At 57.5% G+C, this 12745-nt stretch carries 11 protein-coding genes; 10 read left to right on the top strand and 1 reads right to left on the bottom strand.

Translation table 11 applies throughout. The features are described 5' to 3' along the window. Positions 1-2 precede the first annotated feature (2 nt). The 9 genes from QP990_RS07415 (at position 3) to QP990_RS07370 (ending at position 10894) form a co-directional block, all read left to right on the top strand. Positions 3-2597 carry an ATP-binding protein gene (locus QP990_RS07415; protein WP_284798803.1) on the top strand — a complete coding sequence of 865 codons (2595 nt, stop codon included), beginning with the start codon at positions 3-5 and terminating at the stop codon, positions 2595-2597. After that, positions 2590-3303, top strand: coding sequence for a response regulator (locus tag QP990_RS07410; RefSeq protein ID WP_200288998.1), 714 nt, complete (start codon positions 2590-2592; stop codon positions 3301-3303). Before QP990_RS07415 ends, QP990_RS07410 begins: the two co-directional genes overlap by 8 nt. Before the next feature lie 884 nt (positions 3304-4187). Beyond that, positions 4188-5336, top strand: a complete 1149-nt coding sequence (locus QP990_RS07400) for an MFS transporter (RefSeq protein WP_023020287.1) — start codon at positions 4188-4190, stop codon at positions 5334-5336. Positions 5337-5569: 233 nt separating this feature from the next. Further along, positions 5570-6973: an AMP nucleosidase gene (gene amn, locus QP990_RS07395; protein WP_034656130.1), complete on the top strand. Its 1404-nt coding sequence runs from the start codon at positions 5570-5572 to the stop codon at positions 6971-6973. 73 nt (positions 6974-7046) lie between these two features. After that, positions 7047-7559: a phosphoribosyltransferase gene (locus QP990_RS07390; protein WP_005326355.1), complete on the top strand. Its 513-nt coding sequence runs from the start codon at positions 7047-7049 to the stop codon at positions 7557-7559. 21 nt (positions 7560-7580) lie between these two features. Beyond that, positions 7581-9062 (top strand): SulP family inorganic anion transporter, encoded by a 1482-nt coding sequence (locus tag QP990_RS07385; RefSeq protein ID WP_284798802.1) that lies wholly within the window; start codon positions 7581-7583, stop codon positions 9060-9062. A 285-nt stretch (positions 9063-9347) separates the two neighbouring features. Continuing rightward, complete coding sequence (locus QP990_RS07380) at positions 9348-9848, top strand: ferritin (protein ID WP_284798801.1); 501 nt, start codon at positions 9348-9350, stop codon at positions 9846-9848. A gap of 82 nt (positions 9849-9930) precedes the next feature. Beyond that, the gene (locus QP990_RS07375) at positions 9931-10284 is read left to right on the top strand and encodes a hypothetical protein (protein ID WP_200288422.1); all 354 of its coding nucleotides are present in this window, start codon (positions 9931-9933) and stop codon (positions 10282-10284) included. 13 nt (positions 10285-10297) lie between these two features. Continuing rightward, positions 10298-10894, top strand: a complete 597-nt coding sequence (locus QP990_RS07370; RefSeq protein ID WP_200288421.1) for an HAD-IA family hydrolase — start codon at positions 10298-10300, stop codon at positions 10892-10894. Here QP990_RS07370 and QP990_RS07365 read toward each other — a convergent pair. After that, positions 10877-12010 carry an ROK family transcriptional regulator gene (locus tag QP990_RS07365; RefSeq protein ID WP_239207773.1) on the bottom strand — a complete coding sequence of 378 codons (1134 nt, stop codon included), beginning with the start codon at positions 12008-12010 and terminating at the stop codon, positions 10877-10879. The two genes, QP990_RS07370 and QP990_RS07365, sit on opposite strands and share 18 nt — an antisense overlap. Before the next feature lie 108 nt (positions 12011-12118). On the opposite strand from QP990_RS07365, the gene QP990_RS07360 reads away from it, so the two are divergent. After that, positions 12119-12688, top strand: coding sequence for a TIGR00730 family Rossman fold protein (locus QP990_RS07360; protein ID WP_284798800.1), 570 nt, complete (start codon positions 12119-12121; stop codon positions 12686-12688). The last annotated feature ends 57 nt before the right edge of the window (positions 12689-12745 follow it).

Raw genomic sequence — 12745 nt, 5'->3', positions numbered from 1 at the left:
ATATGAACGACAAGAAAGTTCCGGCGCGCACCAAGCGTGGCGCTTTGAAGATCTACCTCGGCGCGGCGCCTGGGTCTGGTAAGACCTGTGCAATGCTCAACGAGGCGCACGGCCTTGTGCTGGCCGGCCGCGATGTGGCCATTGGCATCGTGGAAGATCATGGGCGCGAATTCACTCGGGCGCTGTGTGATGGCCTTGAGACCATCCCGCGGCGCCACGCCGCCGGGCTATCCACCGGAGAACTCGATACTGCAGCCATCATCTCGCGCCAGCCGGAAACAGTTCTGGTCGATGAATTTGCCCATTCCAATCCGCGCGGTGAGGAACGCGCTAAGCGCTGGGAGGACGTAGAGGAAATCCTAGCCGCAGGAATCGATGTGATTTCTACCCTGAATATCCAGCACCTTGAAAGCCTCAATGATGTAATAAACCAGATCACCGGTATTTCCCCGCAGGAGACGGTGCCGGACGAGGTGGTGCGTGCGGCGAACGAGATCGAGTTGGTGGATGTATCCCCGCAGCTCTTACGCACCCGCTTGAGTGATGGCCAAGTCTATAAAGAAGCGCGCATTGCCCCAGCGTTGAATAATTATTTTCGGGTGGGCAATCTGACTGCACTGCGGGAGCTAGCCCTGTTGTGGTTGGCGGACCAGGTTGATGAGGCTCTCGCATCTTACCGTTCTGAGCAGGATATTACCGATACCTGGGAGGCGCGGGAACGGGTGGTCGTGGCCATTCAGAACGTTGCGCACGCAGAACTGCTCATTCGCCGCGGGCGCCGCATCGCGTCCAAATCCTCAGCCGAGCTACATGTGGTCCACGTAATTTTTGGGGATTCCTTTTCATCCGGTGGATCTTCCGTTGCCGGTTCCGCTCAACAACTGTCCAAATTACAATCCTTGGCTCAGGACGTGGGTGCCCGTTTGCATCAGGTCACCGGTGACTCGGTGCCAGAAGCGCTGCTTAATTTTGCCCGCAGCGTCAACGCCACCCAGTTGGTCCTGGGGGTTTCACCACGGCGTCGCTTAGGCCTGCACTGGCGCGGCACCGTTGCTGAGGCCGTGCTGCGGGATTCGGGCAAGATTGACTGCCACATTGTTAATCTTCCGTCCGATAAACCCTCGCCTCTTTCACCACTGCTGCGACCATTGCATTCCCTCCCGCGCCGGGCGGTGTCTTGGGTGGGCGCGGCTGTCGCTTTCATCGCCTTGACCGCACTGTTGCAAGGCATCGACGGCTCGGCATTGGGAACAGGTACGTGTTCTGCTTTTTACTTTGCGCTGATCCTCCTCGTGAGCATGCTCGCTGGCCTGTGGCCGGCGGTAATTATTGCGTTTGCCTCGGGCTTGGCGGTCAATTGGTTCTTTACCGAACCCCTGTACACGTTCGATATTGCTGAGCCAGCTAACGCTGTCATCCTCGTGGTCATGGTAGCCATTGCCCTGGCCGTGGGTTTACAAGTGCGGCGCACCAAAATAGAGCACCATAATGCGGCCATTGCCACGCGCGATGCTGAGCTCTTGACGGTCTTTTCCCGCGCAGCCCTCAACCGCCGTGCGGACATATCTCCCATCGACGCAGTGCTTCGCAAGGTAGGAGAGACCTTCGGCTGCCATAAGGCCGTGCTTCTTGACGCCTCCGGGGACATACTCTCTACTTGGCACGCTTCGGCGGCCTCGCCCCGGCAAAGTAGACACCTGCATATCCCCGCAAAGACTCATAAACGTGAGGTAGAAACGTTGGTCTCCAGCGAGGACACTACGGTCCAGATTGTGATGGAAGGCCCAGCGTTATCCGCCCGCGACCGTGCTTTGGTGGCGGTTGTGGCAGGCTATTTAGCCGGCATAGTGCGCCGCGACAAGCTTTCGGCTGAAGCCGCACGTGCCGATGCCATTGCTGCCGCTGATGAATTGCGTCGTGCACTGCTATCGAGCGTGAGCCACGATCTGCGCACGCCCCTAGCAACGGCCAAGCTGGCTGTGTCCTCTTTGCGGAATTCCGAAATCGAATTCACCCCAGAGGATCAAGAAGTACTACTGGCGGAAACCGCGGCTAGCATCGATCAACTCACGCTGCTCGTGACCAACCTATTGGATCACTCGCGTTTGAGTGCAGGAGCGGTAACTGCACGCCGGGATACTGTGGAGTTATACGAGGTAGCCAATCGGGCTATTGCTTCCTGTGCCTTTGGACATAGCAAGGACCAACTTGGTCGCATTCATATTGGTTCTGGACTCCGTGGCCGCACCTGTTGCGCGGATAGCGTTTTGCTGGAACGCGTGCTGGCGAACCTATTCGATAACGCTTTGCGCTATGCGCCGAGCGGACCAGTCAACGTTGATGCGCAGGTTACAGATGAGCGCGTGGAGCTGAGTGTGAGCGATGAAGGGCCGGGAATTTCACCAGAAAAGCAGCAGGAGCTTTTCCAAGCTTTTCAACGCTTGGGCGATACCAGCAATGACAACGGGGTGGGTTTAGGCCTCTCCGTCGTACGCGGATTTGTGGAGGCTATGGACGGTACTATCACCGTAGAGGCCACTCCAGGAGCGACCTTTATCCTGAGTTTCCCGCTGCGGGAGGAGAAAAGCCATTACTGATAAGAAGGCCACGATTGTCATCGTGGATGATGATCCGCGTTTGCTCACCACCTTGAGCATTAACTTCAAGGCGCGTGGATATGAGGTGTATTCAGCCAGCACCGGGGCGGAGGGTCTGCAGGTGGTCTCCCAGCATCAGCCCGATGTGGTGATTTTGGATATGGGTCTGCCGGATATGGATGGGCGGGAGGTCCTCGATGGGATTCGAGGGTGGTCAGCAATTCCCGTTCTGATTCTTACGGCCCGGTCCGATCCCCTATTTAGTGCCTCGGCCCTAGATCGCGGTGCTGATGATTATGTGACCAAACCCTTTTCTATGGAAGAGCTCTTGGCCCGCGTGCGCGTGGCTTTGCGGCATGGCAGCCCGCAGCAGCCATCTGCCCAGCGGGAAGCCACGATGGTGCGGGCGGGCGATGTGCTGATCGACGTCCCTCGACACTCCATCACCAAGGCAGGAAAGCCCCTTCACCTGACCCCTACTGAGTGGGGCGTGCTTACGACGCTGCTGCGTGCCCACGGCGGTTTGGTGCGCAAAGAAGACCTCCTCGCAGAGATTTGGGGCCCGGGATTCGAAGGGCAAAGCCACTACCTGCGCATCTATACCTCGCAGCTGCGCCGCAAACTGGAAACCGATCCCTCTGATCCCCAATATCTCCTTACTGAACCCGGGTTGGGATACCGCTTTGTTACCTCCCCAGAAGTCTAGGAGTAGCTGACGCCATTTTCTGCAGGGAACTACTCTTGCAGTGGCAATTCTGTGCAGTGGAGGGGTGCGAGTTGGTATCCATAACGCTTATGCGTCGAGGGCTTCGGTGTGCCCTGCGCATTTAACCAACTGCAAGCGCGTAAGAACTAAACATTTCAACTGGTCACCAGCGATTGTTCGTTCTCTAAATCATTTCTGGTGCTGCAGATTAGTTGCTTTTCCCTGAAGGGGTGACGGTGTCTGTCATGCTTTCCTGACCAAAGAACCTTCGAGCATATTTTTGGGTAGAAGGGTCTATTAAATCAAGCTACGTTGTACGCACCGTTAGAAGAAGGAATAGGGCTCTCTACTTTCATAAACTTGGCTCGATTTATTGTGCCAACGTTGAAGGTTATGAATTAGAGACGTCTGGGGTTGAAAGCTTGGTATCTAAAAATAGAGCTCCTCAAGACTCCGGTGTTCATTTATCGCTGTCTGGGTGGGGCTTTATCTGCGCACCTGCATTCGTGCAAGAAATCTTGCACGAATCTCTCGGGTAGCTTACTGTGGTCGATCGTTCAGGAATTCTTGCACGATTGGAGTTGTGATGAGCCCACGAAAGTATGAGCATCCGGCCACCGAGGACCTTGAATTCGTCCGTGTTCTGGCTGCGGTAAGTGATCCCATCCGGTTAGAGATGGTTAGGCGCCTGGCAGACGGTCAGGAGCACGATAGTTTGACGCTCGCTGATGACCTGCCTCGATCTACCCTGACCTACCACACTCGGCAGCTGCGTGAAGCCGGTGTGACGTGGACAAGAAGCCAGGGACGAACTTGTGTTATCTCTTTGCGCAGAGGCGATCTAGACGAACGGTTCCCTGGTTTGCTCGATATGGTGATTTCGAATGCTTAAACAGCTGTGGCCGTTAGTTTTGGGCAGTGTAGCGCTCGGATTGGACGCATATGTTATCGCTGGGCTGCTATCACAGATTGCAAACGACTTGGGTACAAGTGGCAGTGTGATCGGCTTGGGCGTTACCGCCTTTACCGGCGCGTACGCAATATCTGGTCCGCTGTTCTCGGGTAGGGCAGGCAAAGATCCGCGGAGTGGTCTGCTTGGAGCTGTTGCTGTGTTTTCTTTGGCGAATGTCGTGACTGCAGTTTCGCCTACAGTGAGCGTTTTTCTCGTGTCGCGCTTAATCGCAGGTGCAGCAGCGGGAATTTATTCGCCGCTGTCCTCAGCCGTAGCGGGGATGTCTGTCCCAGCAAAGTATCGCGGGCGCGCACTGTCAATGGTGCTGGCTGGCTTAGCGGTGGGAACTGTCGTGGGCGTACCGGTGGGATTGGGGGTAGCTAAACAGCTAGGCTGGAGGGCTACCATCGGTTTGGTCTCGGCCATTGGAATAGTGGCGTTAGCGGGTCTAGCGTTGCGCAAAGCGAGTGTGGTACCAGCTGTGCCCTCCTCCTCGTTGGGGCAGCGACTCCGAGTCATCGGCCGAGTGGATAACTTCCTGACGACCTTAGTTACTTTCTTTGTTGGAGTGGGTTCGCTGGGGTTGTACACCTATATTCCTGTAGTGCTTGATCGTGTGCAGGTAGACACCATTGCTGGCATGTGGGTCTGGGGTATCGGCGGGGCAGTGGGTGCTTTTGGGATTGGGAGGGTGCTTGACAAGGTTAATAGTTCACGCAAACTAACGGTCACTATCATTGCATTACTCGTGACTGATTTCGCTCTACTGCTGCTCTTCCCTTCGAGCCACGTGGTGGCAGTGGTGTGTCTTTTTGCTTGGGGGCTTTTGGGGTGGTCGTCAATGGCGCCACAGCAGCATTCGATGCTCAGTGCAAACCCTAATGAAGGGGCGACTGCTGTTGCTGCTAATGCATCTGCGAACTACCTTGGCTCGGCAGTCGGCTCCGCAGTGGGTGGATTACTGTTGCCCTCCTCCACGGGAATCCTGTTAGGAGCACTAGGTGCAGTCCTAGTAGGAATCGTCTGCAGTATTGGGGCCAGTGCCTCTTCTCGCTCTCATAGTGGGGGCAATGTGAATTAGGAATACTTCGGATTGATGGGACGATGCCCGAATTGACATAGTCGAGCTCTTCGTCGCATTCCCTTTGAGACCTTTGCTTTGACACTCTTAGCAGCTAAAAGGACTGATCCTAGGCCTTTGATTTTCTCGCAGTAAATCATGTCAGTATCGGTATCACTGAAGCTACCGCGGAAAAGAATAATGAAATGCGCGGACCGCTGCCGCGCTGCGAAGTCCCCGCTACACTCGCGCTTATGACCGATCTGCAGCATGTCCACTCCGTTGATGAGGCGGTAAACCGCCTGATCGAGATTTACGAGAATTCCTGCGAGCTTGCGCGCAAGACTTTGGAATCAGGAAACCTTGATGACTATCGCTACGTGGTTTATCCCAAGGTCACGGTGGATATCCGCAAATGGCAGCCCATCGATCGTTCCGAGCCCTTCGGCTACGTTAACGAGGCCGGCAAGTACTCGGCGGTAATCTCCAAGCCGTACATCATTCGGGACTACCTGCACGAGCAGCTGACTCGCCTGGCGGGTAACTATCCGTGCGATATTTTCGTCGGTCAATCGGACCAGCGCATTCCACCGGAGTACATCAAGGACACAAGGAAAGCCCCGCAGGAACGCGGGCCTATTCCGCGTCCGACGCTGGATGAGGTCAATGATGCAATCATTGATGGCGAATGGGATGCCTTCCACGGTGCGGAAAAGCCGCTTTTTCATTTTGGTGCCCAGCGCTTTGATATCGCGTGTGCGCGCATTGAGCATTACACCGGCATCGAGGTCGATACGGTGCAAAAATACATTTTGTTTACTAACTACGCGATGCACACCACCGAGTTTGTGAAATTCGGTTTGCGCGAGTTGACCAGGGAAGACTCGCGTTATACCGCCTTGGTGCTGCCCAATGGCGAGACCATTCATCCCAACGATGCGGTGGACCTCGATGTGGACGGTCTGACCTTGACGTCTCGCTTCCAAATGCCGCGCTTTGACCTGATCACTGCCGGTGGTGATGGCATCACGATGATCAATATCGGTGTAGGGCCCTCCAACGCCAAGACGATCACAGATTGCTTGGCGGTACTGCGGCCGGAAGCCTGGATCATGATTGGCCACTGCGCTGGCATGGATGGGCGCATGCGCATCGGGGATTTGATTTTGGGCAATGCCTACCAGCGCAATGACCACATCTTGGACCAAAAGGTTGCGGCGACCTCTCCCATCCCGGCGATTCCGGAGGTACAGCGCATGCTTGAGTCTGCGGTGAAGGCGGTATATGGCGACGATAATTCGCTCATGCGAACCGGTACGGTGCTCTCCACCGATGATCGCAATTGGGAGTGGCGCACTAACCGGGATTTGTGGGAGTGGCTGCGTACCTCCACCGCGGTGGCTGTCGATATGGAATCGTGCACGCTCGCGGCCAATGGCTATCGCTACCGCGTTCCCTACGGCACACTCCTTTCGGTCTCTGACCTGCCATTGCATGCGGTGCCGAAGCTGCCGGCCCAGGCGCAGGCCTTCTACTCCAACTCGAAGGAAGCTCACGTGATGTGCGCGGTGCGCGCGATGGAGCATCTAGCCGAAAATCCGGAGCGCCTGCGCACTCGCAAGCTGCGCCGGACTTTGGGCGAGGTTCCATTCCGGTAGGTGCCTTTTCTTTGGCAGGCAATGCTCGTTAAACTACAAAGAAATCCCATGACGCAAAAGGAGCCACACAATCGTGACTGAAAATTGGATCCACCCGGACCGGGAAAACCTCACCTGGGAGGTCTTCGGCGAGGCGAGCCGTAACCTGTCGGAACAGATTGTGGAATCTGGTTGGTTCCCTGACCTCATCGTGGGCGTCGCCCGCGGCGGCCTCATTCCAGCCGGTGCTATCGGTTATGCCATCGGTGTGAAGGCCATGGGCGCTATCAATGTGGAGTTCTACACCGATATCGGCCAGACCCTGGAAGAGCCGATCATCTTGTCCCCGCAGCTGGACACGGATTCGCTAAAGGGCAAGAAGGTACTGGTCGTAGATGACGTCGCGGACTCCGGCAAGACCCTGGATCTGGTGGTTAATCTACTTAAGGAAACCGCAGACGAGGTGCGCTCAGCCGTCATTTACACCAAGCCGAAGACCATCTTTGAACCGGACTTTTCGTGGAAGAAGACCGATCAGTGGATCAACTTCGCCTGGTCCGTGCTGCCAGTTATCACTGCAGATGGCTCCTTTAAGGAAGGCTCCTAAAGTCCACTAGGATGAGCAGGCGTGATTAAAGAACAGCCTGCCCCAACCGGCGTCATCGCCAGTTTCCGTTATGCATTTTCCTCGCCCGCTCGTCTGCGCAAGGAAGTCTTTGGCGGACTCGCGGTGGCGCTTGCTTTGATCCCGGAGGTCTTAAGCTTTTCCATCCTTGCGGGCTTGGACCCGCGGGTGGGATTGTTTTCTTCCGTCGTCATGGCAATGTCCATTGCCTTTACCGGTGGCCGGCCGGCGATGATTTCCGCAGCGGCCGGCGCGGTGGCGCTCGTTGTCTCTCCGCTCGCGCATGAACATGGGCATGACTACGTGGTCGCCGCGGTGCTCTTGGCGGGAATCATGCAGGTGGTGCTGGCCGCGGTGGGCGTCGCCAAGCTTATGCGTTTTATTCCGCGCTCGGTGATGACGGGGTTTGTGAATGCCCTGGGAATCATGATGTTTACCACGCAGCTGCCGCACCTTACCGATGTGCCGTGGATGGTCTATGTGCTAGTGGCCATTGGCCTAGCCATCATGTTGGGACTACCGCGGCTGACCACGGTGATTCCCGCCCCGCTCGTTACCATTGTGGTGGTCAGCATTATTGCGGTCGCGGCCGGGTGGAAGGTCCCCGATGTGGCGGACCAAGGCGAGCTGCCTACCTCGCTGCCGGGGCTTTTCGTGCCGGATATTCCGTGGAACCTGGATACCGTGCGGCTTATTGCGCCCTATGCCTTTGGCATGGCGTTGGTGGGGCTCATGGAGTCGTTGCTGACGGCGAAGCTGGTGGATGATATTACGGATACCCACTCCGATAAAACGCGCGAGTCCTTTGGCCAGGGCGTGGGCAATATCCTCGCCGCGGCCATTGGCGGTATGGGCGTGTGTGCCATGATTGGCCAGACCATGATCGGCGTGAAGGCATCCCAGGCGCGCACGCGCTTGTCGACGTTCCTCGCGGGCGTCTTCCTCCTCATCCTTTGCCTTCTTCTGGGCGAGACCGTCGGCCGCATTCCGATGGCCGCCCTGGTGGCGGTGATGATCATCGTGGCCGCAACTACGGTGGATTGGCACTCGGTTCACCCGCGCACGCTTAAGCTCATGCCGCTATCAGAAACGCTGGTGATGCTGGTGACGGTCGTAGGCACGCTGGCCACGCATAACTTGGCGGTCGGTGTGGTGCTCGGCGTGGTGACAGCATCCATTGGTTTTGCTCGCCGCGTGGCGCATCTGGTGGAGGTAAAACAAGTAGGCGATGCCGAGTATACGGTGCGTGGCCAGCTGTTCTTCGCCTCCTCCAATGACTTGGTCTACGCCTTCGACTACACGCTGGACACCCAGCGCGTGCTGGTGGATATGACCGAGGCCGAGGTATGGGATGCCTCTACCGTGGCGACGCTGGATGCGGTGCAGAAGAAATACGCCGAGAGGGGCATCGACGTAGAGTTCCGCGGCCTGGAAGGAGCGAGCGCGCAGCGCCTCGATCGCCTCAGTGGGCGCTTGGGTGAATAAAGTCACATTATTGGCCTAGGGTGCGAGCGCTCAAGCGAGAAGCGCCGAACTGGACTCGGGCGCGCGTCGGCGTAAATGTATAGTTTCCGCGATGACCTCGCGTTCTTAGGGGAACTTTGCCTGCGTGCGATGGATAGCTTTGTCTTGGCTAACTTAGGTTATCCAATCTAAAAAAGCATAATGACGTGCAAGTTTACTTAAGTAGGCCTTGCTGGATTGCGGGAGAATCTTCGGTAGTGTGGTGCTTAGCACTTATTGATTTTCCTGCACAGAAAGGTTTTTACAATGGACGAGAAACTGCAAACCCTCCTGAATAACCAGGTCATTAGCGAGTACGGCGCTTCCATGGTCTATACCCAGTTGGCCTTTGAGATGGACAACCTCTCCTTCCCGGGCATGCGCGATTGGTTCATGGGCCAGGCCGCTGAAGAGCGCGTGCATGCCGAAAAGATTGCGGACCATTTGCTCTCCCGCGGTTATCGTGTAGAGCTCAATGACATTCCGGTTGGTTCGGTGAAGGCCGCTAACCCGCAGGATACTTTCCAGGCTTCCCTGGAGCACGAGCAGAAGGTCTCCGAGGAAATCCGCACCATCGCTCGCGCGGCGCTGGACGCACAGGACCTGGAATCCCGCCAGCTCGTTGACTGGTTCCTGAGCGAGCAGGTAGAAGAAGAAGCTACCGTTTCTGAGATTCTGGATCAGATCAAGCTGGTAGGAAATGACGGCTCTGGCCTGCTACGCATCGATGAGCGCTTGGCTGGTCGCACCGAAGGTGGCGCTGCCTAAGCGCGCCTGGGTGAATAACAAACCCATCAAGATTTAGAGCAATCCTCCCACGGCACTGCAGTGCCGTGGGAGGATTGCTTCTATGTCAACACAACGCAAGGCTTTCTGTGCCATGACGCTTTTGATCCTGGCGCTTTTTCTCATCGTGGGAGCGGCGATTATGTCCACCCACGTGGCCTTGGGGGTATTCCTGACCACTGCGGCGCTCATGCTCGGTCCATTCGCCGGGCTCGCGCTGCTGGTGTACGGTGCCGCGGGAAAGCGCGGCTTGGTTACTCGCTCGCTGTATAGCCTTGGTGGCATGCTGCTCATCGGTGCGATCGGCGGCATTTTCGCCTTGTCTATGGAACAGGTCTCCGCGATGCTGCCCGTTTTTGTGGCCGGCGCCGGTGTGGGAATCGTAGCCGTGCTGACCCAGGCGCCGAAACGCGCATAAACTGGCTCTCGTTATGCCCAAACTCCTTTTTGATATGTATGGCGTGCTCATGCGCCCGGCTACCCCAGAAAGTCATGCAGCCTTGGAGCGCCTCCTCGCGCCATCCGATGCCGAGGCGATGTGGGAGGCCTACGGGTTTTATCGCCCGGACTATGATGCCGGCATCTTTAGTGATAGCCACTTTTGGAATGAGGTAGCGGCCCGCGCAGGGTTGGGGGAGATACCCGTCGCGGAGGCGGTAGCGTGTGAAAACCGCGGTTTGCTGGAGGCCGACCAGGGGATGGTCGCTTTGGTCAAGGGGCTTATCGGGGAAGGCTATAGTGTAGGCATTTTGTCCAATATTCCCACCACGCTGGCGGGGCAGGTGCGCGAGAAGCATACCTGGCTGGAGGACTGTGCGGCGGTGACCTTCAGCTGCGATATTGGGCTGGCAAAGCCGCACCCAGAGGCCTATCGCGTAGCCGTGGATGCGCTGTCCGCGCAGCCGAAAGATACCTATTTTTTTGATGACCGCATCGACTACGTGGAGGGCGCTAGCTACTGCGGGCTCAATGCCCACCTCTTTCGCGGCATCGACTCGGTACGTGAGGTGCTAAGCACACTGGAGTGAGCGGCCTAGCTCCAGCGGTTGGCGCAGGAGCTGGTCGGTGGCCACGGTGCGGGCTACCGCGCGGACAATCTCCTTATGGCTGGGGATCATGCGCAGCTGCAACTCATCGCCTGCGGAGGCGCGGACGGTGGCGGCGAATTGCTTGGGGGCCTTCGGGTCGTCGGTAAACGCGCCGCCGGCGATGACCACGGTGGCCGGGGAGTGGGCTTTGACCAGTTCCGCGGTGATGGTGCCCAATTGGCGGGCGCGCTCGTCCAGAATGGTGCGGACGGTGGGATTGGATTCGGCGATTTGGGCGGCCTCGGTAAGCGAGGCAGCCTTCACTCCCTCCTGCCGTATTGCCTCGAGGATGTGCCGGGTGGCCAGCAGGCGCTCGGAAGCGCCGTGGCCAAGGAGCTCAGAGTGCGTTTGCGGTACGGGAATAATGGGGCTGACCTCGTCCTCGATGGAGAGTGCCGAGCCGATGGAATCATCCGCAAAGAGCACCAGAACTCGCTCGCTGGTGCCAATCTCGGCCGCTTGGGTTTCGGAACCCAAAATAGCGGGGATCGCGGAGGAGACTACTACGGGTACGCCGAACTGGAAGCGCAGGCGTTCGGCGATGTCCACGCCGTGCCAGTTGAGGTTTTCTGCGGTGACCAAGCCGTTGTCATCCACGGTGCCGGAGGTGGTCACGCCGAGGGAGACCAAGCGGTGGTTCAGGTTGGTCATCAGGCGATTGATGCCGGCCATGATGTGCTCGAGGAAGTCATCCTCGCTGAGGTTTGCTACCGGCGTGGCCAACTCTTCTTCGCTTAAGGTGCGGCCCTTGATGTCATAGAGGCCGATGTAGGTCTGCTTGGTGCCCACGGAGATGCCGCCGAGCGCCCAGTCATTATCGGCCGCCTCAAGCGGCACAGTTGGCCGACCGCGCCCACGGGACTGGGTGAGGTCGGTGCGTTCCTGGATGAGGCCCGCGTTGAGTAGGGAAGTGGTAGCGCGCGTGATGGTGGGCTGGGAAAGTCCGGTGGCTTCCACCAACTCGCTCCGGGTGATGATCGGGTTCAGGCGCACCAAATGGAGGCACTTTGCGGCCGGCGTGCGGGGCCGCGTGAACACTGGGCCAGATTTGATCATAAAAAGGAGTATAAGCATCCCAGACTGCTTTGTCTAACCTGATAAAAGTTTCATGTACCGAATAGTCTAAAGGTGGTGGTGGGGGCGCAGATATCTATGCTGGAGAGCATGCAGTCAGTAGCGGTTTATTGTGGTTCAGCAACAGGAAACTCCCCGGCCTATACTCAGGCGGCACAGGAATTGGGCACCGAACTGGCCCGACGCGGCCTGAACTTGGTGTATGGCGGCGGCAATATCGGCTTGATGCGCGAGGTGGCGCAGGCCTGTCTGGCCGCTGGCGGCACCGTCACCGGTGTGATGCCGCAGTCATTGGTGGATCTAGAGATTTCCCACCCCGGCCTGACCACTCTAGAGGTCGTGGGCTCCATGGCCGAGCGCAAGACCCGCATGGAGCAGCTTGCCGATGCCTATATTTGCCTCCCCGGCGGAGTCGGCACCCTTGAAGAACTTACTGAGGTACTCACCTTGCAGCAGCTGGGCCACATCCGCGGCCCGGTAGGCCTAGTTAATACCGCGGACTTTTGGCGCCCCTTCTACGCCATGTACGCCGCCATGGCTGAATCCGGTTTCATTCTGCCGCGCTTTGTAGACTCGCTGGTGATGAAAGAGAAACCGCAGGACATCCTGGATGAATTCAGCCACTGGAGCTATCCCGGCACAAAGTGGGACAACGATTAGTTAACAAGTTCGCAACTTCATCCTCCCCGGGTGGCCTATAGCTGATACTTAGGGATA

The sequence above is a fragment of the Corynebacterium sp. MSK071 genome (assembly GCF_030232125.1).
GTDB lineage: Bacteria > Actinomycetota > Actinomycetes > Mycobacteriales > Mycobacteriaceae > Corynebacterium > Corynebacterium kefirresidentii.
This window is presented reverse-complemented; position numbering and strand designations above follow the sequence as displayed.

What these genes read in the sequence shown, in the direction of transcription:
- QP990_RS07415 (WP_284798803.1), top strand. Translation starts at nt 3, where the DNA reads ATGAACGACAAGAAAGTTCCGGCGCGCACCAAGCGTGGCGCTTTGAAG.
- QP990_RS07400 (WP_023020287.1), top strand. Translation starts at nt 4,188, where the DNA reads ATGCTTAAACAGCTGTGGCCGTTAGTTTTGGGCAGTGTAGCGCTCGGA.
- amn (WP_034656130.1), top strand. Translation starts at nt 5,570, where the DNA reads ATGACCGATCTGCAGCATGTCCACTCCGTTGATGAGGCGGTAAACCGC.
- QP990_RS07380 (WP_284798801.1), top strand. Translation starts at nt 9,348, where the DNA reads ATGGACGAGAAACTGCAAACCCTCCTGAATAACCAGGTCATTAGCGAG.
- QP990_RS07375 (WP_200288422.1), top strand. Translation starts at nt 9,931, where the DNA reads ATGTCAACACAACGCAAGGCTTTCTGTGCCATGACGCTTTTGATCCTG.
- QP990_RS07370 (WP_200288421.1), top strand. Translation starts at nt 10,298, where the DNA reads ATGCCCAAACTCCTTTTTGATATGTATGGCGTGCTCATGCGCCCGGCT.
- QP990_RS07365 (WP_239207773.1), bottom strand. Translation starts at nt 12,010, where the DNA reads ATGATCAAATCTGGCCCAGTGTTCACGCGGCCCCGCACGCCGGCCGCA.
- QP990_RS07360 (WP_284798800.1), top strand. Translation starts at nt 12,119, where the DNA reads ATGCAGTCAGTAGCGGTTTATTGTGGTTCAGCAACAGGAAACTCCCCG.